Origin of the sequence: Streptococcus uberis (assembly GCF_900475595.1) — a bacterium.
GTDB lineage: Bacteria > Bacillota > Bacilli > Lactobacillales > Streptococcaceae > Streptococcus > Streptococcus uberis.
The window spans coordinates 1572692-1593902 of sequence record NZ_LS483397.1 but is presented as its reverse complement, the minus strand read 5'-3'; the positions used below and the strand labels follow the sequence as shown (position 1 = coordinate 1593902).

Sequence of the window (21211 nt, the reverse complement as noted above, 5' to 3'; positions counted from 1 at the left end):
CCAAGAATTCTGTGGAGGAAAAGTATGTTTAAAAAAATCTTAATTGCTAATCGTGGTGAAATTGCAGTTCGGATTATTCGCGCAGCTAGGGAGCTAGGGATTTCCACAGTTGCTGTTTATTCTGAAGCGGATAAAAACGCTCTTCATGCCATGCTTGCAGATCAAGCTATTTGCATTGGGCCTGCTAAATCAACAGATTCTTATCTCAATATGAAATCTGTTTTATCTGCAGCTATTGTTACTGGAGCGCAGGCTATTCACCCAGGTTTTGGCTTTTTAAGTGAAAATTCTAAATTTGCCACCATGTGTGAGGAAATGAATATCAAATTTATTGGTCCATCAGCTCAAACCATGGATAAAATGGGGGACAAAATCAACGCGCGTGCAGAGATGATTAAAGCAGGAGTTCCGGTTATTCCGGGCTCAGATGGGGAAATATTCTCCGCTGAGGAGGCTCGAGCAGTCGCAGAACGTGTGGGATACCCGATTATGCTAAAGGCATCGGCCGGTGGCGGCGGAAAAGGGATTCGAAAGGTCAATACAGCTTCAGAACTGGAAGAATCCTTTTCTTCTGCCTCTCAAGAAGCTTTGAGTGCCTTTGGAAATGGAGCCATGTATGTTGAGAAAGTTATTTACCCCGCAAGACATATAGAAGTACAAATTTTAGGCGATTCCCAAGGTCATGTGATTCATTTAGGTGAAAGAGACTGTTCTTTACAACGACATAATCAAAAGGTTTTGGAAGAAAGTCCTTCTATTGCCATCGGAACTAGCTTAAGAACAGAGATGGGAGATGCAGCCGTAAAAGCTGCAAAAGCTGTTTCTTATGAAAATGCGGGAACAATTGAGTTTTTACTTGATGAAGCTTCAGGAAAGTTTTATTTTATGGAAATGAACACTCGTATTCAAGTTGAACATCCCGTTACAGAATTTGTGACAGGCGTTGACTTGGTTAAGGAACAAATCAAAATTGCAGCAGGATTCCCTCTTAAAATACAGCAAGAAGATATTACCATTAAGGGACATGCGATTGAATGTCGGATCAATGCTGAAAATCCAAGTTTTCATTTTGCTCCAAGTCCAGGTAAAATTACCGATTTATATTTACCAAGTGGTGGGGTTGGTTTAAGAGTGGATTCAGCTGTTTATCATGGTTACACTATCCCTCCCTATTATGACAGCATGATTGCTAAGGTTATTGTTCATGGTGAAGACCGTTTTGATGCTTTGATGAAGATGCAACGCGCACTTTACGAATTAGAAATTGAGGGAATTGCAACTAACGTTGATTTCCAATTAGATTTAATCTCAGATAAGCATGTTATTGCTGGAGATTATGATACTTCATTTTTAATGGAGACATTTTTACCACATTATCATAAGAATTAGGAGTTAACATGGCATTATTTAGTAAGAAAGATAAATATATCCGAATCACTCCCAATCATTCTTTAAAAAGTGCAGTGAGTCAAACGATTCCAGAAGTACCTGACGAACTCTTTGCCAAATGTCCCGCCTGTAAACACCTCATTTATCAAAAAGATTTAGGACCAGCTAAAATTTGTCCGGAATGTTCATACAATTTTAGAATCTCTGCCTATGAACGGTTACAACTAACGGTTGACGAAGGTTCCTTTGTAGAGATGTTTGATGCTATTGAAACAACTGATCCCTTACATTTTCCGAAATACAAGGAGAAATTAGCTCAGGCAAAAGAAAAAACAGGCCTTCATGAAGCTGTTTTGACAGGAAAGGCTAGGATTAAAGGTGAAGAAGTGGCTTTAGCCATCATGGATTCTCATTTTATTATGGCAAGTATGGGAACTGTTGTCGGTGAAAAAATCACCCGATTATTTGAGTGGGCAACACAGGAAAAACTTCCTGTCGTCATTTTTACGGCTTCTGGAGGAGCTAGAATGCAAGAAGGTATCATGAGCTTAATGCAAATGGCCAAGGTTTCAGCAGCCGTAAAAAGACATTCTAATGCGGGGCTTTTCTATTTAACCATATTAACGGATCCAACAACCGGTGGTGTCACAGCAAGTTTTGCGATGTTAGGTGATATTATCTTAGCAGAACCTCAATCCTTAGTCGGTTTTGCAGGGAGACGGGTTATTGAGACAACTGTTAGAGAAAATCTACCAGAAGATTTTCAAAAAGCGGAATTTCTCTTAGAACATGGGTTTGTAGACGCTATCGTCAAACGGACCGAATTACCTGATAAGATTGCTTATTTACTTTCATTCCATGGAGGTGTAAAATGACAGATGTTGCAAGGATATTGAAAGAAGCCCGTGATCAAGGACGTATGACGGCCTTAGATTATGCTAATCAACTATTTGATGACTTCATGGAACTTCATGGCGACCGTCATTTTGCAGATGATGGTGCGGTCGTAGGGGGTATTGGGTATCTAGATGACATAGCAGTCACTATGGTTGGTATTCAAAAGGGGAGTCATTTACAGGACAACCTCTTTCGAAATTTTGGACAACCTCACCCGGAAGGTTATCGTAAAGCCCTTCGACTAATGAAACAGGCAGAAAAATTTGGTAGACCTATTATCACCTTTATCAATACTGCGGGAGCTTATCCAGGTGTAGGTGCAGAAGAAAGAGGTCAAGGTGAGGCTATTGCGAGAAACTTATTTGAAATGAGTGACCTCAAGGTACCTATTATTGCTATCATTATTGGCGAAGGTGGCTCTGGAGGAGCCTTGGCCTTAGCAGTTGCAGACCAAGTTTGGATGTTAGAAAATGCTATTTATGCTGTTTTGAGTCCAGAAGGTTTTGCGTCAATTCTTTGGAAAGATGGCTCACGCGCTACTGAAGCTGCTGAATTAATGAAAATCACGGCTAAAGAATTAAAGAGAATGACTGTTATTGACCGCATTATTCCTGAGAGGGGTTATTTCTCAAGTGAAATAGTTGAAATGATAAAAGAGCATCTCAAAACAGAAATCAATCAGTTACGTTCTCTTCCGCTTGAGGAACTATTGGAAAACCGCTATCAACGGTTTAGAAACTTTTAGAAATCCTTTAAAAGGATTTTTATATCAAAAAAAGAGTGATTGCTGGCAATCACTCTTTTTTGATTTTTACTTTGGAGAAATCATTTCTGCTCCGCCCATATACGGACGTAAAACTTCTGGTATAGTTACTGAACCATCCTCGTTCTGATAATTTTCTAAAATGGCAGCTACGGTACGACCGACAGCTAATCCAGAACCATTTAAGGTATGTAATAATTTTACTTTACCATCAGCTTCATCACGGTAACGAATTTGAGCACGTCTTGCTTGGAAATCCTCAGTATTTGAACATGATGATATTTCGCGGTAAGTATTTTGGGCAGGAATCCAAACTTCTAAATCGTAAGTTTTGGCTGCTGAGAAGCCCATATCCCCAGTACAGAGGGCTAGAACACGATAAGGAAGGTTTAATTTCTGTAAGATGTTCTCAGCATTGGCTGTCATTTTTTCCAATTCTTCATAAGATTCCTCTGGTTTAGCAAATTTTACCATTTCAACTTTGTGGAACTGATGCAAACGAATTAATCCACGCGTATCGCGACCGGCAGAACCTGCTTCGGAGCGGAAAGATGGACTCATTGCTGTGAAATTAATGGGTAGGTCTTTTCCATCCAAAATCTCACCACGGTAGTAGTTGGTTAAAGGAACTTCGGCTGTTGGAATCAAAACAAAGTTAGAATCTTTGAGTTCAAAAGTGTCTTCTTTAAACTTTGGATATTGTCCTGTACCAAACATAGAGTCGTGATTAACCATGTATGGAGTGATGATTTCTTGGTAGCCTTCTTTAGCATGTTCGTCTAGCATGAAATTGTACAAAGCACGTTCTAGTCGGGCACCTAAATTTTTATAAAAGAGGAAGCGAGCGCCGGTAACTTTAGCACCACGTTCCCAATCAAGGATATCTAAATCTTCCCCTAAATCCCAGTGCGCTTTGATTTCGAAATCAAATTCTCGTGGTGTTCCCCAACGGCGGATTTCGACATTGTCATCTTCATCGGCACCCACTGGTACGGAATCGTGAGGTGTATTTGGTAAGACTGTGATGATTTCGGTTACTTTTTCATCAATTTCTGCTAATTCGGCATCAATTGCTTTGATATCAGCAGACATTTTTTGCATTTCTGCAATTTGTTGACTAGCATCTTCTTTATTGCGTTTAGCTTGTGCAATAGCAGCAGAAGATAGATTGCGCTCAGCTTTTAATTCTTCTGAACTGACTAAGAGTTGGCGACGTTTTTCATCTAACTCTTTCAAATGATTAAGACTGTCTTCTGAAACGCCACGAGTGGCTAATTTTTGGGCAACGGTTTCAAAATCTGTACGAATACGTTTTAAATCTAACATATAATGCTCCTTTGTTTTTGAATAGAAAAAAACACAGATGTCAATATGCTGGAGCGCAATAGCGCGGTTCCATCCAGCTTCACAATCTGTGCACTTGATTCGTATCCAATTGTATCAATCGGTAGAATTTCATATTCCATTCCTATCTGTTTTCAGCAACCACAGACTTTCTGAAAAGAAAGGTAATATTACTTATCCGATATGTTAATTATATCAAAAATGAATGATTTGTAAACTACTAACGAAAAGTTGGTTAATACTTGAGGAAAGAAATAATAAATGAGATATGATAAACTATTGTTATGACTATTAAATCGAATGAAATGAGAAGAGAGCATCATTACGGACTTGATTTATTAAGAATCTTATCCATGTTTATGATTGTCGTCACCCATGTTTTAGGAAAGGGTGGGCTTCGATCCACTGTTGAAGGACATGTTGATATTTATTTTATTACAACTTGGATTATCCAGGTTTTAGTTTATGGTGCGGTCAATTGTTATGCCTTAATTAGTGGATATGTTGGTATTCAATCACGCTATAAATATTCGAAATTAGCCAATATTTGGCTTCAAGTTTTTTTCTATACCTTTACGATTACATCTTTATTTGCACTTTCAGGATTTCCAATAACTGCCTTGAATTGGCGTCATGCCTTTTTTCCAATAGTCAGTGGTGAATATTGGTACATGACAGCATATTTTGGTCTACTCATTTTTATGCCGATGATTAATGCTGGTATTAATGCATTAACGGATAAGCAATTAAAGCATTTGGTTATTTTGATGGCAGTTGTTTTTTCAATCTTACCTGCTATGATGAATAACCGGGTTGCTGAGTTTTCACTGAGTAAAGGTTTTGAGATGACATGGCTAATGATTTTATATATTGTTGGAGCCTATCTTCATCGTTTGAATTTAAACCAATTTAGTGGAAAGAAATTATTAGCAACTTATTTTGGATGTATGGTTGTAACCTTTGCGATGAAATTTATGGTTGGTAACATTTGGTATTGGTATGTGTCTCCAAGTTTGAGTTTAGGAGCTATTAGTTTATTCATACTATTTGCCAAAATGAAAATTAAAAAAGGTTCTTTATTGTTTAAATGGATAGTTTTAATTTCGCCAACGACTTTAGGTGTCTACTTGGCTCATTTACATCCATTATTGGTGAAATTTGTTATTCGTGGCTTTGCTGAATCATTCGTCAATACGCCAATTGTGATTTATCCTTTATTGATTTTAGGTGTTAGTATCATGATTTACATTTTTGCTTTCTTCATTGAAAAAAGTCGATTACATATTTTTAAATGGTTACATGTTAAGCAATTGATGAATCGTTTAGATGAAATGATCCCTTTTGAAGAATAAAAATAAGCTGGGACAGTTTGTCCTAGCTTATTTTTGTCGAAACCATTTGCTAATCATTAACTGGATTAAGGTTGGAAGTCTAACGACCTTTTCATTACCAATTTTTAAACGAGCTAATTTTAGAATTTTACCTGAGTCTTTGGAGGCAAATAAAAACTTACCTTGATCAGTGAAAATTTCAAAATGTCGGCTAACTTTATTTCTTGAAACATTTGCACCTATTTGGTTTATGGATGACCAAGGAATTTGAATGTAGTCTTCAACATTTTTATCATTGTAAAATTCAAAAGCTTTGTCACCAACTAAAATTTTGCCTACCTTGCCTCCCATGCCCAAGTAAGATGTTGCTTTGGTTTGAAAGTCGACAGTAGTGTTCATGGATTTTGCCAAAGTGAAACTCCCTTCATTGCTTTAAAAATATTATAGCACATGGAAAGTCATAATGAATGACTAATTACCACTAAAAAAAACCTGAGACTTAAGCCTCAGGTTTCCAGCGGATTACATGATTCCAGCAACACGAGCAAGAATACCAACTACGAATAATGCAATGATAATTGTAATTGGAGAAACTTTTTTCTTAAGTAACCACATACATAGGAATGTAAGGAGTAATCCCATCAAACCTGGAATAAGTGAGTTAAGTTGTCCTTGAAGTGTTTGTGCTTGGTATTTATCTAAGCTCATACCACCGATTGCTTGACCAAGAATACCTTTAAGTTCAGGACCTGTAACAGCTCCTTTAGGGAATTCAACGTAAGCACCTTTAGACAAGAGTTTTGAAGGAAGGTTAACTGTAAAGTTAATAGATACCCAACGTTCCACAAGGACAGCAAGGATAAACATACCAAGGATAGATGCACCTTTAGTGATGTCTTGTAAAATACCACCAGACATGTCTTTAGTGATTTCAGAACCTGCTTTGTAGCCAAACTCTTGTGTGTACCATAAGAATGCCATACGGATGATATTCCATCCAAAGAAGAAGAGCAATGGACCAACAATGTTACCTGAAGTAGCAAGTGAAGCTCCAAGAGCACCTAAGATTGGTCGTACAGTAAACCAGAATACTGGGTCACCGATACCGGCCAATGGTCCCATCATACCGATTTTAACCCCTTGGATAGCAGCATCATCGATTTCAGTACCGTTTGCTTTTTCTTCTTCAAGAGCAAGAGTAACACCGATAATTGGAGCAGCTACATATGGGTGTGTGTTAAAGAACTCTAAGTGACGTGTAAGAGCCGCAGCTTGATCTTCTTTAGTTGTATAAAGTTTTTTGATAGCAGGGATTAATGAATATGCCCAACCTAAGTTTTGCATACGTTCGTAGTTCCAAGAACCTTGAAGGAATTGTGAACGCCACCAAACTTTTTGACGATCAGCTTTTGATAATTTAATTTGTTCAGTCATTTTTTGGCCCCTTTCTAGTAGTCTTCTAGGATGTCGCCGATTGGATCGTTTGATCCACCGTTGCTTCCACCACCGTTACCACCTTGTTTTGAAAGGTTAAGGTAAATGAAGGCCATAGCCACACCAATTGTACCAAGAGCGATAAGTGTTAAGTCGCTTAAAGCTGCGAAAGCAAAACCTAGAGCGAAGAATGGCCAAACTTCACGAGTAGCCATCATGTTGATTACCATAGCATAACCTACGGCAACAACCATACCACCACCGACAGCCATACCACCGTTTAACCAGTCTGGCATCATGCCAAGAGCATCTTTAACGGCAGAAGCAGGGATAGCGATTAAAAGTGCAGCTGGAATAGCAATACGAAGACCTTGAAGGAGAAGTGCGATAAAGTGAGCACGTTCAACAGCAGGAATATTACCATCTTTAGCAGCGTTATCAGCAGTGTGAACAAGAGCGACTGAAAGTGTACGAACGATCATTGTTAAGAAAAGACCAGCAACGGCAAGCGGAATAGCTGTTGCTGTTGCGACTGCGATACCTTGAGGAGTGAAGTTTCCACCTTTAACAAGAATAATAGCAGCGGCTACTGAAGCTAAAGCAGCATCTGGTGCAACTGCAGCACCAATGTTTGCCCAACCAAGAGCGATCATTTGTAAAGAACCACCAAGCATAACTCCTGCTTCTAAATTACCAGTAACTAGACCGATAAGTGTACAAGCAACAAGTGGTTGATGGAATTGAAATTGGTCAAGGATACCTTCCATACCTGCGAAGAAGGCAACCACAACGACCAAGATAGCAGAAATAATTGAAATATCTGACATTTTCTTATCCTTTCGAAGTGTAAATAAACATCATATTATATGTAAACTTATCACATATAACGAGTTGTCAATGGTTTTGAAATAAGAAAAACAAGTTTTCCCCATTTCTTTGATTATTTAACGTTTGCTTTTTTGATGAGTTCGAATAAATCTTTTTTAGAGTCATTAGGAACTTTACGGACATCAAATTTAACGCCAAGTGATTGAAGTTTTTCAAAAGCGGCAACGTCATCTTTATCCATTGAAAGAACGTTGTTGACCATTGTTTTACCTGTTGAGTGAGCCATTGAACCAACGTTTAATTCGCCGATTTCAACACCACCTTCAATAGCACGAAGTGCATCTTGAACCGTTTCAAACAAAATCAAGGCATGTGTATTGCCAAAACGTGGGTCTTTAGAAACTTCAATTAATTTTTCAATAGGAACAACATTAGCTTTAACACCGCCAGGTGCAGCTTGTTTAATTAATTGTTTACGTAATTCGTCATTAGCAACTGAATCAGAAGCAACAATAATACGGTTTGCTTTTGAAGCTGGAGTCCAAGCAGTAGCAACTTGTCCGTGTAAAAGACGAGTGTCAATACGTGCAAGATTGATTTTTAATTTTCCATCTCCAATAACGGTTCCTTTTGGAATTGCACCTTGGGCAACTGGAGCAGCAGCTACAACTGGAGCAACTTCAACTGGGTTAAGTTCTTCAGGAAGTGCTTTAACACCATCCTTAGATTCTTTAATAATATTTGCGGCAACTTTTTCAACCCCTGCATTTGCATCCATAAGGCGCTCTGTGTAGGCTTGAATAAGCATTGGCAAGTTAAGACCTGTGATGATTGCCATTTTGCGATCAGGATTTTCTCCCATCACGCGACTAGCCTGGTTAAATGGAGATCCACTCCATAAGTCAGCTAGGACAAGGATTTCATCATCAGCATCAAATTGAGCGATAGCATTGTTGAAGTGTCCGTATAAATCATCAGGTCCTTCGTTTGGCATGAAAGTAACAACTTGTACTTTCTCTTGTTCGCCAAAAATCATAGAACCAGATTGATGAATACCTTCAGCAAATTTACCGTGGCTGGCAATAATAATACCGATACCCATTCTTGTTCTTCCTCCTTATATATTTTTTTTCGTTGAAATGAAAAAGAATAATCTCCTTCCAAAATCATTTGGCAATTCTTTTCCTTTTAAACGAAATTCAAGAACGTCTCTATTTTAAAACGTTTTCAAGTAAAAAGCAATACCTTTTTCAAAATAATTATAAAATATGAAAATCTTTTCAGAATTTAGTAGGATATAATCATTTTTCCCTAAATATCGGTATTATATTATGATTGAATGGAAATATTTTAGAAGAAAATACAGGAAAAAGAGTGAAAGTGACAGAAAAAATATGAAAACTTAAAAGTGTTTAATAAGCAAAATAATGCCAAAAAAACCACTTTTATTCAAAAAGTGGTTTCGTTTTTACTCATAAGAAAAGCTCTTCAAGCTTTTTAGCTACGCCGTCTTCTTCGTTACTATAGTCCAATTGCTGATCTGCATAAGGTAATAAAACAGGACTTGCGTTTTTCATAGCATATCCCGTTCCTGCAAAAGCCAACATTTCGGTATCGTTATGCTCATCGCCAAAAGCAATTAAGTCTTTGTTATCTTTATTCATAATTTTCAACAAATAATTAAGTGCATAGGCTTTATTTATGTTTTTAGGAGAAATCTCTAAAATATTTAATGGACCGCCCCAAGAATCAACCTCTATTTCGTCATCAAAGTAAGCTCTCATATTTTTAGCTAATGCATATTTATCCTCATGATGAGTTTGCATTAATAGGGCATTTGGATTGCGTGTGATTTTGCTTTCTTCAAGTTTCATGTCATCCGTAATTTCATCAACACCAAAGAGTTGGGGATCAATTTTATCACGATTGGAAAGTGTAATGTAGAAGTTTTTGCGGTACTCACTGGCAATAAAATCCATTTTGAAATCGTTCTGGCATTTCAGGATATCAAATAAATACTTCCTATTTAAAGTAACATTATGTTCATACTCCCATTTTTGTTCGGGCATGTGAGTTAAAGAGCCGTTAAATGTTATCATAGGTGTTTTTAATTGCAGTTGCATGTAATAATCTAAGGCCATTCGATAGGGTCTTCCAGTTGAAATAACAACTTGATGCCCTTTCTCTTGTACTTTTTGGATAACCTTTTTAGTGTATTCTGAAATTGTGTTATCGTGGTGTAATAATGTTCCATCTAAATCGATTGCAATAATTTTATTAGTCATGCTTAAAGTATAACAAAAAAACTGTCATTTCAATAGTAATGATTATAAATCTTTTAAAAGCGCTAGCGATTCCCCCGAAAAAGCGAACGTTTATTAAAAATTTTGAAAAATAGTTTGAAAAGTGATTCTGCAAGTGGTACTATAAATGGTGTCGTTTGAAACGATATAAGATGATAAGGAAAGCCAGTCATTTAGGATGACGCTTTTTTTGATTTTACTTTTACACTAAGGAGACTCCATTCAAATGGAAAAGTTTTTTAAATTAAAAGAAAACGGTACAACCGTTTCAACAGAGATTGTTGCTGGTCTGACAACATTCTTTGCGATGTCCTATATCTTATTTGTCAACCCAAGTATTCTTGGGGCTGCAGGTATGCCAACTAAGGCAGTATTTTTAGCTACTATCATTGCTGCTGCCATTTCAACGCTTATTATGGGACTATTTGCAAATGTACCTTATGCACTAGCTCCAGGTATGGGACTAAATGCATTCTTTACCTACACAGTCGTTTTTGGCCTTGGTTTTTCTTGGCAAGAAGCACTCGCGATGGTATTTATCTGTGGTCTATTTAACATTTTTATTACAGTCACAAAAGTTCGTAAAAGTATCATTAAAGCAATTCCTCAAAGCTTACAACATGCTATCGGTGGAGGAATTGGTGTATTCGTGGCCTATCTAGGTTTCAAGAATGCCAATATTATTGATTTTTCATTGTCTGCTCAAAATATTGTTGCGGTAAATGGTGTTGAACCTGCCAAAGCAACCGCTAAAACTTTCGCGAAAGGTATCTTTTCAGTGAATGCAAACGGTGGGGTTGTTCCTGCAATTTCAACATTTACGAACCCAAGTGTTTTATTAGCAGTCTTTGGCTTATTGTTAATGGCTGTTTTAGTCATCAAAAATGTTCGAGGCGCTATTTTAATCGGTATTATTGTGACAACATTGGTTGGTATTCCTTTAGGAGTTGTTGATTTGTCAGCAATCAATTTTGGATCAAACCATATAGGCCAAGCCTTTAACGAATTAGGAACTACATTTTTTGCTGCTTTTGGTGGCATGTCATCTTTATTTAGCGATACGAGTCGTCTACCATTAGTATTAATGACAATTTTTGCCTTCTCCTTATCTGACACATTTGATACCATTGGTACTTTTATCGGTACTGGTCGTCGTACAGGTATCTTCTCTGCAGCAGATGAAGAAGCACTTGAAAATAGTACAGGTTTCAGTTCCAAAATGGATCGCGCCCTTTTTGCCGATGCTATTGGGACATCAATCGGTGCCTTATTTGGAACATCTAATACAACAACTTACGTGGAATCTGCAGCAGGTATTGCTGAAGGTGGACGAACTGGTTTAACTGCTGTTTCAACAGCAATGTGTTTCCTCCTTTCAATCTTACTCCTTCCTCTCGTTGGTATTGTACCAGCAGCTGCAACTGCACCGGCTTTAATTATAGTAGGGGTTATGATGGTATCATCATTCTTGGATGTTGACTGGAGCAATTTTGAAGATGCTCTTCCAGCCTTTTTCGCAGCTTTCTTCATGGCCTTATGTTATTCAATTTCATATGGTATTGCGGGTGCCTTTATTTTCTATTGTTTAGTTAAAATTGTAACAGGCAAATCTAAAGAAATTCACCCTATCTTATGGGGAGCAACATTCTTATTTATTTTGAATTTTGTCATTCTCGCAATTATTTAATTAATCGATAAAGCAAGTGTCTTTGATTACTTGCTTTTTTTGTCTCATGGAATAGACTTGGAAGTCAATTTGTTTTCTGCTATAATAATGCTATGTTTTATAGTGAAAATGAAATGGAACTGATGGATTTTGGTTCACAACTTGGAAAACTTCTTAAGGAAGGGGATATCCTCATCCTAACGGGTGAATTAGGTGCAGGAAAAACAACTTTGACTAAGGGTATTGCAAAAGGGCTTGATATTAGTCAAATGATTAAAAGTCCAACCTACACAATTGTTAGAGAATACCAAGGACGGTTACCCCTTTATCATTTAGATGTATATCGAATTGGTGATGATCCAGACTCGATTGATTTAGATGACTTTATCTATGGCGGAGGTGTTACTGTTATTGAATGGGGAAATCTATTAGATTTATCCTTGTTTGATGATTACCTTGAAATTGTTTTAAGCAAAAAAGAGGATGGTCGTTTGCTGGATTTAAAAGCCAAAGGCGTAAGAAGTCAACAATTACTAGAGGAAATAACTATTGATTGAAATGGAAGTTGTTATCGAAGAGGCAAGAGCTTCAGACGCAATCGGCATTAAACAATTATTTATTGAGCTCGAAGAAGAAACAACTTATATCACAGAGACAGAAAATGTTACTCAAACGTCTCTCTCGGCACTCGAAAAATATTTGGACTTGCAAAATCAATCTGAATCAGACCTGTGCTTACTTATAAAGATTAACCAGGAAATTGTTGGAATCCTGAATGTAACCAATAGTCATCATGAAACTAGCCAACATATTGGAGAACTATTTATGGCCATCCAAAAACCATTTCGTGGCTACGGGTTAGGACGAGATTTATTAGAAATGGCCATAGACTGGGCAAACCAAACACCGGTTTTAAGAAAATTAGAACTACAAGTTCAGGTTAGAAATGAGATTGCGCAATCATTATATGAAAAATGTGGATTTAGGATAGAAGGCACTCGCAAAAAGGGTGTGAAAACAAAGGATGGAGAATTTTTAGATCTATACTATATGGGAAAAGTTCTAAAATAAAAAATTAAATGAAAATTGGAAAAAAAATCTTTTTGATGTTATCAGCGATCATACTGACGAGTGTGCTTGCTTTGGCTGTCTATGCTACAAGTGCTTATACGTTTTCAACTGGAGAATTATCAAAAACCTTCAAAGACTTTGGAACTCCAGGCTCAAAAAGCACAGCCATTAGTCAAACAAAGCCCTTTTCGATTTTATTGATGGGTGTGGATACAGGTTCTTCTGAAAGAAAATCCAAATGGGAAGGTAATAGTGATTCAATGATACTGGTCACTATCAATCCTAAAACAAAGAAAACAACGATGACTAGTTTGGAAAGAGATATATTGATTTCCTTAACGGGACCTAGTTCAAATGACATGAATGGAGCAGAAGCCAAACTAAATGCTGCTTATGCAGCTGGCGGTGCAGAGATGGCAATTATGACCGTTCAAGATTTGTTAAACATCAAAATCGATAATTATGTCCGTATTAATATGCAAGGTTTAGTCGATTTAGTTGATGCAGTAGGTGGGATTACGGTGACAAATGAATTTGATTTTCCCATTTCTATTGCGGACAATGAGCCAGAATATCAGGCAAAAGTAGAACCTGGGACTCATAAAATCAATGGTGAACAGGCTTTAGTCTATGCTCGAATGCGTTACGATGATCCAGAAGGAGATTATGGACGTCAAAAACGCCAACGCATAGTGATTCAAAAGGTGTTACAGAAAATTTTGGCCTTAAATAGTGTGACATCTTATCGCAAAATTTTACAAGCAGTAAGTAATAACATGCAGACTAACATTGAAATTTCCTCTTCTACAATTCCTAAGTTGTTGGGCTATGCTGATGCCCTAAAAAGTATAAAATCTTATCAATTAAAAGGGGAAGGAGAAACCTTAGCTGATGGGGGCTCTTATCAAATTGTAACGGAAGAACATCTCCTTGAAGTCCAAAATCGCATCAGAAAACAACTTGGACTCACAGAGTTAACGCAGTTAAAAACAAGTGCTATTACCTATGAAGAATTGTATGGTATCAGTAAAGTAACCTATACAGAGTCTTCTAGCACAGGGGATACGTCATCAGTACCATCAAATAATCAATCTTCAACCTATAGTGAGTCCAACTCTGCGGGCACTTATTACTCAGCGCCAAATAACTCGGTCACAATCATTCCTCCAGAAAGTAGCAATCAGACTTATTCAAGTTCTGTCTCTGGTACGGTTCCAGCAGATACTACTACGGGAACCATTTCTGGTAACAGCGGAGCGGTTTCCCCAGCTAGCCCTCCATCAACTGTCACACCTGAGACAGGAGTAACAACTCAGAATCCATAATAAAAACAGTTCCAATTGGAACTGTTTTTACTTGTTTTCGTTTTCTTCTGTCTGGTATTTTTCCATACGGTCTTTAATTTGAGAAACTAATGGTTGTGTCTCCTGATTAAAAACCTTCAGTTTATGTGACACATCGTCACCAATATCCTGTAGTTTGTGAACTTCTGTTTGTATCAATGAGACATTTGCTTTTATGCGATCAAGATCAAATTGAATCACATCTTTTTGTTCTTTCAAAGCCTTAGCACTGTTTTTGATTGTTTGTCGCTTGTGATAAGCTGTATAGGCTAAAAAAGAGGTTAAACTAGATATTAGAAATGGTTTTAATTTCATAAATTAACCTCTTTCTGAATACTTTCAGCCAATTGGGCAAGCTTTTCAAAGTCAGGTTCGTGAGTAGTGTATTGAATGGAAAGACCGTCCTCTTGACTATACCTGGGAACCAAATGGATATGAGCGTGAAATACAGTCTGACCAGCTAACTCACCGTTATTATTGACGATATTCATTGCACTAGCTTTCGTCGCTTTTTGGACAGCACGAGCAATCATAGGCAAACGAGAGAAGGTTTCGCTTGCGGTTGAACTATCCATTTCAAACATATTCTTAACATGTTTTTTGGGAATTAAAAGGCTATGTCCAGGAGTCGTTTGAGAAATATCAAGAAATGCTAAAACCTGTTCATCCTCATATATTTTTGATGAAGGGATGTTTCCATTAATGATTTGACAAAAAATACAATCGTCCATAGATTTCTTCCTCATTTTCTTCTTAATAGTACTAGTATAACAAAATATAACTAAAATGACTGTCTAAAGAAATGCTTTAGGAAGGGAATGGCTAATTGTTTTTTCTTGTATGGAAAAGGCAAGCCCTAAACAAAATTTTCCATGTGGCAGTAAGCTACCCTTTTAAATTGCTTTTTTTCTGGGCTAGGCCTTTAAAGATAAAAATTTTCAGATTCATTATACAGGTCAATCTGATATAATGATAATACGAATTGAAAAGACTAGAAAGAAACCTTATGCTAAAAATTGAAAATCTTACAGGCGGTTACCTTAATATTCCAGTGTTAAAAAATATTTCTTTTACAATAGAAGATGGAGAACTAGTTGGCCTAATTGGTTTAAATGGTGCCGGGAAATCAACAACCATTAAAGAAATCATTGGCTTATTAAAACCTTATAATGGGGAAATAACAATTGATGGCCTTAGTATAGAACAAGATAATCAAAACTATAGGAAAAAAATTGGTTTTATTCCCGAAACGCCAAGTTTATATGAGGAATTAACCCTTAAAGAACATATTGAAATTACAGCAATGGCCTATGATATCCCTGTTGAGAAGGCCTTACAAAGAGCTGAAAGTTTATTAGAAACGTATCGCCTTTCGGATAAATTGGATTGGTTTCCAAGCCTGTTTTCTAAAGGGATGAAACAAAAAGTGATGATTATTTGTGCCTTCATTATTGATCCTAGTCTCTTTATATTAGATGAACCCTTTTTAGGACTAGATCCTTTAGCTATTGCAGATTTGGTTGCACATTTAGAAGAAGAAAAAAAGAAGGGCAAGTCCATTTTAATGAGTACTCATGTTTTAGATTCTGCTGAAAAAATGTGTGACCGTTTCATTATTCTTCACAAGGGACAGATTAAAGCTCAAGGAACACTTGAAGAGCTAAGAAAAAGCTTTGGACAGTCAGGTGCTAGCTTAAATGATATCTACCTAATGTTAACAAAAGAGGTTTAAAATGAAACAGTTATTTGCAGAAAGAAAACGTGCTTTTCAAAAAAAACAATTAAAATACCTAAAATATGTTTTTAATGATCATTTTGTTCTTGTATTACTTTTTTTAACAGGCTATGTCTTATTTGAATACAGTAAACTCCTAAAAAATTTTCCCAAAAATCCTATTATTATTCTACTAGCCTTAGCCTTGGTGGTATTGATCTTATGGCCTTTAGGAAAGACAGCTACTTATTTAGAAAAAGCGGATAGTCAATTTCTTTTACCTCAAGAAAAGGCCGTGGTAGAGCACATTCATCACTCAACTAAAGTTTCTTTTAGTCAATGGACACTACTAGCAATTGTCATTTTGATTGTCTTATTACCTCTGTTTTTAAAATCAGGTTTTACATTTTGGGGATTTCTTTTACTGTTGGCAATTTTTACAGTGGCAAAGTGGTTTATACATCATTGGAAAAACACAGCTCTTTTGAATGGGAATGATTTAGACTGGGAGAAAGCTATTGAAACAGAGCATGGTCGCAAACAGGGACTTCTTAAGTTTTACTCATTGTTCACGCAAGTAAAAGGTATCTCCAGCAGTTTCAAAGCGCGTCCTTATCTTAATGGACTGCTTAAATTTATCGGAAAAAAACCAGAGCATTTATGGCTAAACTTATATTTGCGAGCTTTTTTAAGGGGGTCAGATTATTTGGGCATATTTGTTCGCTTAACCACGCTATCATGTTTGGCCTTACTGTTTATTTCCAATACTTATCTAGCCCTAGCGCTAGCATGTCTCTTTAACTATTTGTTGCTTTTTCAACTGCTTGCCCTGTACCATCATTTTGATTATTATGGATTGAACCTTCTTTATCCAAGTTCAAAACCTGTTAAAGTTTCAAATTTATTAACCTTTTTAAAAGGATTATCTCTTATTATTTTTGTTGTTGAAATCATTATTAATCATCACTTAGTAGTCGTTTTTGGCTTAGCTATCTTATTACTTTTCTTAAATCTGATTTATCTCCCACATAAATTAAAGAACATAATTGACTAAGAGAACCAAAACAAGTAAAATAGGAATAAGTGATTTGATAAAGAAAAGGAGGGCGACAACATGACAGTAACAGAAGATGAATTAACTTTGACGCCCTTAAGAGGAAATAGTGGTAAAGCCTATAAAGGGACCTATCCAAATGGGGATCAGGTTTTTATTAAGCTTAATACAACTCCAATTCTACCCGCCTTGGCAAAAGAACAGATTGCTCCTCAGTTACTTTGGGCAAAACGTATGGGTAACGGGGATATGATGAGCGCTCAAGAATGGTTAGATGGTCGTATCTTGACACGTCAAGATATGAATAGTAAACAAATCATTCATATTTTAGTGCGACTACACAAATCTAAACAGTTGGTTAATCAATTATTGCAACTGAATTATAAAATCGAAAATCCTTATGATTTAATTGCGGACTTTGAGCAAAATGCTCCACTGCAAATTCAACAAAACACTTATTTACAAGGTATTGTAAAAGAATTGAAAAGGAGTATGCCAGAATTTAGAGCTGATGTTGCAACCATTGTTCATGGTGACATCAAGCATAGTAACTGGGTTATTACCACAAGTGGAATGATTTATCTCTGTGATTGGGATTCTGTAAGGTTAACTGACAGGATGTATGATGTTGCCTATCTCTTAACGCACTATATTCCTAAATCAAGATGGTCAGATTGGTTGTCTTATTACGGTTATAAAAACAATGAAAAAGTGATGAATAAGATTTATTGGTATGGCCAACTATCTTACTTAACACAAATATTAAGATGTTTTGATAAACGTGATATGGAGCATGTCAACCAAGAGATTTATAATCTCCGTAAGTTTAAAGAGAGTTTTAGAAAGAAATAATGCGAGTTAGAAAACGAAAAGGCGCTGAAGAGCATCTTGAAAATCATCCAGAATATGTTATTATGAATCCTGAGGACATCAAAGGACATTGGAAAGAAGTCTTCGGTAACGACCATCCCATTCACATTGAAGTTGGTTCTGGAAAAGGTGGCTTTATCACAGGTAAAGCATTGCAAAATCCGGAAATTAACTATATTGGAATTGATATCCAACTGTCTGTTCTTAGTTACGCCTTGGATAAAGTATTGGAGTCAAATGCTCCAAATGTTAAACTTTTACGTGTTGATGGTTCTAGTCTAACCAATTACTTTGAAAATGGTGAAATTGATTTACTTTATCTAAATTTCTCTGATCCATGGCCTAAAACAAAACACGAAAAACGACGTCTCACTTATAAGGATTTTCTAGAAACCTATAAGCAGATTTTACCTGAACATGGTGAAATTCATTTTAAAACAGATAATCGTGGTTTGTTCGAATATAGCCTAGCTAGCTTTTCACAATTTGGCATGACTTTAAAACAAGTCTGGTTAGATTTGCATGCTAGTGATTTTGAAGGAAATGTCATGACAGAGTATGAAGAAAAGTTTTCGAAAAAAGGACAAGTGATTTATAGGGTAGAGGCATTCTTTTAAGGATTATGAAGTTGTGTTCAACTTCTTTATATGGAGAGGTCGCATAGTGGCCGAGTGCGCACGCTTGGAAAGCGTGTAGTCCTTAACGGGGCTCGGGGGTTCGAATCCCCTCCTCTCCTTAGATACTCAGGTGAGAGGGTAATGTCTTGCATTATCTTTTATTTGTGGTATAATGACATTAACGAATACAGAAAGGTGGTGAGAAATTTCTCACCACTTTTGTATTGAATTTTAGTGATTTAGGCTTAGACCTTGCGTTTTTTGAGAAAAGGGGGGAATCACCATAGCTAACCAAACAATCATTGATACTGTTATGAAGACTGTATCGCCAGTAATTGAACCACCGTATGAATTGGTTGATGTTGAGTATGAAAAAATGGGAAGTGACTATATTCTCAGTGTTTTTGTAGATAAAGAAGGGGGTATCTCAGTAGAAGATACCGTGACTTTAACGGAATTAATCAGTCCATTATTAGATGCCATTCATCCAGACCCATTTCCAGAACAATATATGTTAGAAGTATCTAGTCCTGGCCTAGAGAGACCGCTTAAAACGCCTGAGGCTTTAACAAAAGCCATTGGTTCCTATGTTAATGTCAGTCTTTATAAAGCAATTGATAAAGTCAAAGTTTTTCAAGGAGACTTAGTAGCATTTGATGGTGATACCTTGACCATCCATTACCTTGATAAGACACGTCAAAAAACTGTTGAAATCCCCTACCAAACTGTTGCAAAAGCGCGTTTGGCTGTAAAATTATAATCGATTTAGTAGAAAGGAATTTTGCTTTTGCAATTCATGCAAAGCATTACACACTATGAGCAAAGAAATGCTAGAAGCCTTCCGTATTTTGGAAGAAGAGAAACACATTAACAAAGAAGATATTATTGAAGCAGTCACAGAATCACTTAAGTCTGCTTATAAACGTCGATATGGGCAATCTGAATCATGTGTCATCGAGTTTAATGAAAAGACAGGTGATTTCCAAGTTTTCTCAGTTAGAGAAGTTGTTGAAGAAGTTTTTGATAGCCGTTTAGAAATCAGTCTTAGTGATGCTTTAGCCATCAGCTCAGCTTATGAGTTGGGTGACAAAATAAGATTTGAAGAATCTGTTGCAGAATTTGGACGTGTAGCAGCACAATCTGCTAAACAAACTATTATGGAAAAAATGCGTCGTCAAATTCGTGAAGTGACCTTTAATGAATATAAAGAACATGAGGGTGAAATCATGACCGGGACAGTAGAGCGTTTTGACCAACGTTTTATCTATGTCAATTTAGGTTCATTGGAAGCACAACTTTCACACCAAGATCAAATTCCGGGGGAAACCTTTAAATCTCATGATCGTATTGAGGTTTATGTTTATAAGGTTGAAAACAATCCAAAAGGTGTTAATGTTTTTGTTAGCCGAAGCCATCCAGAATTCATCAAACGTATTATGGAACAGGAAATTCCTGAAGTTTTTGATGGTACCGTAGAAATCATGAGCGTCTCTCGTGAAGCAGGTGATCGAACAAAAGTTGCAGTTCGTAGTCATAACCCAAATGTTGATGCCATTGGTACAATTGTTGGTCGTGGCGGAAGTAATATCAAAAAGGTTATCAGTAAATTCCATCCTAAGCGTTTTGATGCCAAGACAGGTATCGAAATTCCTGTGGAAGAAAATATTGATGTTATCCAATGGGTGGAAGATCCTGCAGAATTTATATACAATGCAATTGCACCTGCAGAAGTTGATATGGTTCTATTTGATGATGATGATTTAAAACGTGCAACGGTAGTTGTTCCTGATTCTAAATTATCTTTAGCTATTGGTCGTCGTGGACAAAATGTTCGCTTAGCAGCACATTTGACAGGTTATCGTATCGATATCAAGTCTGCTAGTGATTATGAAGCTTCAGAAGCAGCACTAGCAGACTTAGATGGCCAAGAAACAGAAGAAGTTATTTCAAACGAGGAAGAATAAGAATAGAGGTGTTATATGCCTAAAACAAGGAAAATTCCTTTACGCAAATCACTCGTTTCAGGTGAAATTATTGATAAGCGTGATTTACTTCGTATCGTCAAAACAAAAGATGGTCAGGTTTTTATTGATCCGACAGGTAAACAAAATGGTCGTGGGGCTTATATAAAACTAGATAATGAAGAAGCACTTCTTGCAAAGAAGAGAATGGTTTTCAATCGTAGTTTTTCAATGGATATTCCAGAAAGTTTTTACGATGAATTAATTGCTTACGTTGATCATAAAGTGAAAAGAAGAGAGTTAGGTCTTGAATAATTTACAACGATTAGCTAATCTCATTGGCTTGGCACAGCGTGCAGGAAAAATCATTTCTGGTGAGGAATTGGTCGTTAAAGCCATTCAAGGGAATCAAATCAATTTGGTTTTTCTAGCAAATGATGCTGGACCTAATGTCACAAAAAAAGTAACAGATAAGTGTAAATATTATAATGTAGAAGTCTCCACAGTGTTTAACGCACTGGAATTAAGTGCTGCACTTGGTAAGCCGAGAAAGGTTGTTGCCATAGCAGATGCTGGATTTTCAAAGAAAATGAGGACTCTTATGAAATAGACGAATAGGAGGACAC

General features: G+C 36.7%; 24 protein-coding genes and 1 tRNA gene. 17 read left to right on the top strand and 8 right to left on the bottom strand.

Features of this window, described 5'->3' with window-relative positions:
- Positions 1–24 precede the first annotated feature (24 nt).
- Genes DQM95_RS08185 through DQM95_RS08175 form a run of 3 tightly spaced genes read left to right on the top strand, consistent with a single transcriptional unit; the run spans position 25 to position 3031 of the window.
- A complete protein-coding gene (locus tag DQM95_RS08185; RefSeq protein WP_037592761.1) occupies positions 25–1389 on the top strand; it encodes an acetyl-CoA carboxylase biotin carboxylase subunit in 1365 nt (454 codons plus the stop codon).
- An 8-nt stretch (positions 1390–1397) separates the two neighbouring features.
- Positions 1398–2264 (top strand): acetyl-CoA carboxylase, carboxyltransferase subunit beta, encoded by an 867-nt coding sequence (gene accD / locus DQM95_RS08180; RefSeq protein WP_015911800.1) that lies wholly within the window; start codon positions 1398–1400, stop codon positions 2262–2264.
- Positions 2261–3031, top strand: coding sequence for an acetyl-CoA carboxylase carboxyl transferase subunit alpha (locus DQM95_RS08175; protein ID WP_015911799.1), 771 nt, complete (start codon positions 2261–2263; stop codon positions 3029–3031). The genes accD and DQM95_RS08175 overlap by 4 nt, the downstream gene beginning before the upstream one ends.
- A 66-nt stretch (positions 3032–3097) precedes the next feature.
- On the opposite strand, the gene serS is transcribed toward DQM95_RS08175, so the two are convergent.
- Positions 3098–4375 carry a serine--tRNA ligase gene (gene serS / locus DQM95_RS08170; RefSeq protein WP_015911798.1) on the bottom strand — a complete coding sequence of 426 codons (1278 nt, stop codon included), beginning with the start codon at positions 4373–4375 and terminating at the stop codon, positions 3098–3100.
- Between the two features lie 302 nt (positions 4376–4677).
- Here serS and DQM95_RS08165 point away from each other — a divergent pair, with 302 nt between their 5' ends.
- Positions 4678–5745 (top strand): acyltransferase, encoded by a 1068-nt coding sequence (locus DQM95_RS08165; RefSeq protein ID WP_037592763.1) that lies wholly within the window; start codon positions 4678–4680, stop codon positions 5743–5745.
- A 27-nt stretch (positions 5746–5772) separates the two neighbouring features.
- On the opposite strand, the gene DQM95_RS08160 is transcribed toward DQM95_RS08165, so the two are convergent.
- The 5 genes from DQM95_RS08160 to DQM95_RS08140 form a co-directional block, all read right to left on the bottom strand.
- Positions 5773–6135, bottom strand: coding sequence for a DUF956 family protein (locus DQM95_RS08160; protein WP_015911796.1), 363 nt, complete (start codon positions 6133–6135; stop codon positions 5773–5775).
- Between the two features lie 111 nt (positions 6136–6246).
- Positions 6247–7158 (bottom strand): PTS system mannose/fructose/sorbose family transporter subunit IID, encoded by a 912-nt coding sequence (locus DQM95_RS08155; protein ID WP_015911795.1) that lies wholly within the window; start codon positions 7156–7158, stop codon positions 6247–6249.
- Positions 7159–7172: 14 nt separating this feature from the next.
- Complete coding sequence (locus tag DQM95_RS08150) at positions 7173–7985, bottom strand: PTS mannose/fructose/sorbose transporter subunit IIC (RefSeq protein WP_111685996.1); 813 nt, start codon at positions 7983–7985, stop codon at positions 7173–7175.
- A gap of 113 nt (positions 7986–8098) precedes the next feature.
- Positions 8099–9088 (bottom strand): PTS sugar transporter subunit IIB, encoded by a 990-nt coding sequence (locus tag DQM95_RS08145; protein WP_015911794.1) that lies wholly within the window; start codon positions 9086–9088, stop codon positions 8099–8101.
- Between the two features lie 370 nt (positions 9089–9458).
- Positions 9459–10271, bottom strand: coding sequence for a Cof-type HAD-IIB family hydrolase (locus tag DQM95_RS08140; RefSeq protein ID WP_037592767.1), 813 nt, complete (start codon positions 10269–10271; stop codon positions 9459–9461).
- A gap of 244 nt (positions 10272–10515) precedes the next feature.
- Here DQM95_RS08140 and DQM95_RS08135 point away from each other — a divergent pair, with 244 nt between their 5' ends.
- The 4 genes from DQM95_RS08135 (at position 10516) to lytR (ending at position 14351) form a co-directional block, all read left to right on the top strand.
- Positions 10516–11976: an NCS2 family permease gene (locus tag DQM95_RS08135; protein ID WP_046389630.1), complete on the top strand. Its 1461-nt coding sequence runs from the start codon at positions 10516–10518 to the stop codon at positions 11974–11976.
- Positions 11977–12068: 92 nt separating this feature from the next.
- Positions 12069–12512: a tRNA (adenosine(37)-N6)-threonylcarbamoyltransferase complex ATPase subunit type 1 TsaE gene (tsaE, locus tag DQM95_RS08130; RefSeq protein WP_037592769.1), complete on the top strand. Its 444-nt coding sequence runs from the start codon at positions 12069–12071 to the stop codon at positions 12510–12512.
- A 1-nt stretch (position 12513) separates the two neighbouring features.
- Positions 12514–13026 (top strand): GNAT family N-acetyltransferase, encoded by a 513-nt coding sequence (locus DQM95_RS08125; protein WP_037592815.1) that lies wholly within the window; start codon positions 12514–12516, stop codon positions 13024–13026.
- Positions 13027–13034: 8 nt separating this feature from the next.
- Positions 13035–14351 carry a glycopolymer--peptidoglycan transferase LytR gene (lytR, locus tag DQM95_RS08120; RefSeq protein ID WP_037592770.1) on the top strand — a complete coding sequence of 439 codons (1317 nt, stop codon included), beginning with the start codon at positions 13035–13037 and terminating at the stop codon, positions 14349–14351.
- A 27-nt stretch (positions 14352–14378) separates the two neighbouring features.
- Here the strand turns inward: lytR and DQM95_RS08115 are convergent, their stop codons facing one another.
- Together DQM95_RS08115 and DQM95_RS08110 are read right to left on the bottom strand one after the other, a co-directional pair.
- On the bottom strand, positions 14379–14684 hold the full coding sequence (locus tag DQM95_RS08115) for a hypothetical protein (RefSeq protein WP_037592771.1): 306 nt from the start codon (positions 14682–14684) through the stop codon (positions 14379–14381).
- A complete protein-coding gene (locus DQM95_RS08110) occupies positions 14681–15100 on the bottom strand; it encodes an HIT family protein (RefSeq protein WP_015911787.1) in 420 nt (139 codons plus the stop codon). Before DQM95_RS08110 ends, DQM95_RS08115 begins: the two co-directional genes overlap by 4 nt.
- 275 nt (positions 15101–15375) lie before the next feature.
- Here DQM95_RS08110 and DQM95_RS08105 point away from each other — a divergent pair, with 275 nt between their 5' ends.
- The 9 genes from DQM95_RS08105 (at position 15376) to DQM95_RS08065 (ending at position 21195) form a co-directional block, all read left to right on the top strand.
- Complete coding sequence (locus tag DQM95_RS08105; RefSeq protein ID WP_037592773.1) at positions 15376–16101, top strand: ABC transporter ATP-binding protein; 726 nt, start codon at positions 15376–15378, stop codon at positions 16099–16101.
- A 1-nt stretch (position 16102) separates the two neighbouring features.
- Positions 16103–17137: an ABC transporter permease gene (locus tag DQM95_RS08100; RefSeq protein WP_037592775.1), complete on the top strand. Its 1035-nt coding sequence runs from the start codon at positions 16103–16105 to the stop codon at positions 17135–17137.
- Positions 17138–17197: 60 nt separating this feature from the next.
- Complete coding sequence (gene ccrZ, locus DQM95_RS08095) at positions 17198–17989, top strand: cell cycle regulator CcrZ (protein WP_015911784.1); 792 nt, start codon at positions 17198–17200, stop codon at positions 17987–17989.
- Entirely contained in the window at positions 17989–18624 is a 636-nt protein-coding gene (gene trmB, locus DQM95_RS08090) for a tRNA (guanosine(46)-N7)-methyltransferase TrmB (protein ID WP_015911783.1), read from the top strand. The genes ccrZ and trmB overlap by 1 nt, the downstream gene beginning before the upstream one ends.
- Positions 18625–18656: 32 nt before the next feature.
- Positions 18657–18743 (top strand) — tRNA-Ser (locus DQM95_RS08085).
- Between the two features lie 158 nt (positions 18744–18901).
- Entirely contained in the window at positions 18902–19384 is a 483-nt protein-coding gene (gene rimP / locus DQM95_RS08080; RefSeq protein ID WP_080502310.1) for a ribosome maturation factor RimP, read from the top strand.
- A gap of 55 nt (positions 19385–19439) precedes the next feature.
- Positions 19440–20588 (top strand): transcription termination factor NusA, encoded by a 1149-nt coding sequence (gene nusA / locus DQM95_RS08075; RefSeq protein WP_037592777.1) that lies wholly within the window; start codon positions 19440–19442, stop codon positions 20586–20588.
- Between the two features lie 15 nt (positions 20589–20603).
- Positions 20604–20900, top strand: a complete 297-nt coding sequence (gene rnpM, locus DQM95_RS08070) for an RNase P modulator RnpM (protein WP_015911780.1) — start codon at positions 20604–20606, stop codon at positions 20898–20900.
- The gene (locus tag DQM95_RS08065; RefSeq protein WP_015911779.1) at positions 20893–21195 is read left to right on the top strand and encodes a YlxQ-related RNA-binding protein; all 303 of its coding nucleotides are present in this window, start codon (positions 20893–20895) and stop codon (positions 21193–21195) included. Before rnpM ends, DQM95_RS08065 begins: the two co-directional genes overlap by 8 nt.
- Positions 21196–21211 lie beyond the last annotated feature (16 nt).

Bases quoted from the DNA above. Each gene is read 5' to 3' on its own strand.
- DQM95_RS08100 (WP_037592775.1), top strand. From the start codon at position 16,103: ATGAAACAGTTATTTGCAGAAAGAAAACGTGCTTTTCAAAAAAAACAA.
- DQM95_RS08150 (WP_111685996.1), bottom strand. From the start codon at position 7,985: ATGTCAGATATTTCAATTATTTCTGCTATCTTGGTCGTTGTGGTTGCC.
- DQM95_RS08145 (WP_015911794.1), bottom strand. From the start codon at position 9,088: ATGGGTATCGGTATTATTATTGCCAGCCACGGTAAATTTGCTGAAGGT.
- DQM95_RS08105 (WP_037592773.1), top strand. From the start codon at position 15,376: ATGCTAAAAATTGAAAATCTTACAGGCGGTTACCTTAATATTCCAGTG.
- DQM95_RS08110 (WP_015911787.1), bottom strand. From the start codon at position 15,100: ATGGACGATTGTATTTTTTGTCAAATCATTAATGGAAACATCCCTTCA.
- lytR (WP_037592770.1), top strand. From the start codon at position 13,035: ATGAAAATTGGAAAAAAAATCTTTTTGATGTTATCAGCGATCATACTG.
- nusA (WP_037592777.1), top strand. From the start codon at position 19,440: ATGAGCAAAGAAATGCTAGAAGCCTTCCGTATTTTGGAAGAAGAGAAA.
- accD (WP_015911800.1), top strand. From the start codon at position 1,398: ATGGCATTATTTAGTAAGAAAGATAAATATATCCGAATCACTCCCAAT.
- rnpM (WP_015911780.1), top strand. From the start codon at position 20,604: ATGCCTAAAACAAGGAAAATTCCTTTACGCAAATCACTCGTTTCAGGT.
- DQM95_RS08115 (WP_037592771.1), bottom strand. From the start codon at position 14,684: ATGAAATTAAAACCATTTCTAATATCTAGTTTAACCTCTTTTTTAGCC.
- trmB (WP_015911783.1), top strand. From the start codon at position 17,989: ATGCGAGTTAGAAAACGAAAAGGCGCTGAAGAGCATCTTGAAAATCAT.
- serS (WP_015911798.1), bottom strand. From the start codon at position 4,375: ATGTTAGATTTAAAACGTATTCGTACAGATTTTGAAACCGTTGCCCAA.
- ccrZ (WP_015911784.1), top strand. From the start codon at position 17,198: ATGACAGTAACAGAAGATGAATTAACTTTGACGCCCTTAAGAGGAAAT.
- tsaE (WP_037592769.1), top strand. From the start codon at position 12,069: ATGTTTTATAGTGAAAATGAAATGGAACTGATGGATTTTGGTTCACAA.
- DQM95_RS08135 (WP_046389630.1), top strand. From the start codon at position 10,516: ATGGAAAAGTTTTTTAAATTAAAAGAAAACGGTACAACCGTTTCAACA.
- DQM95_RS08140 (WP_037592767.1), bottom strand. From the start codon at position 10,271: ATGACTAATAAAATTATTGCAATCGATTTAGATGGAACATTATTACAC.
- DQM95_RS08155 (WP_015911795.1), bottom strand. From the start codon at position 7,158: ATGACTGAACAAATTAAATTATCAAAAGCTGATCGTCAAAAAGTTTGG.
- DQM95_RS08125 (WP_037592815.1), top strand. From the start codon at position 12,514: ATGGAAGTTGTTATCGAAGAGGCAAGAGCTTCAGACGCAATCGGCATT.
- DQM95_RS08175 (WP_015911799.1), top strand. From the start codon at position 2,261: ATGACAGATGTTGCAAGGATATTGAAAGAAGCCCGTGATCAAGGACGT.
- DQM95_RS08185 (WP_037592761.1), top strand. From the start codon at position 25: ATGTTTAAAAAAATCTTAATTGCTAATCGTGGTGAAATTGCAGTTCGG.
- DQM95_RS08165 (WP_037592763.1), top strand. From the start codon at position 4,678: ATGACTATTAAATCGAATGAAATGAGAAGAGAGCATCATTACGGACTT.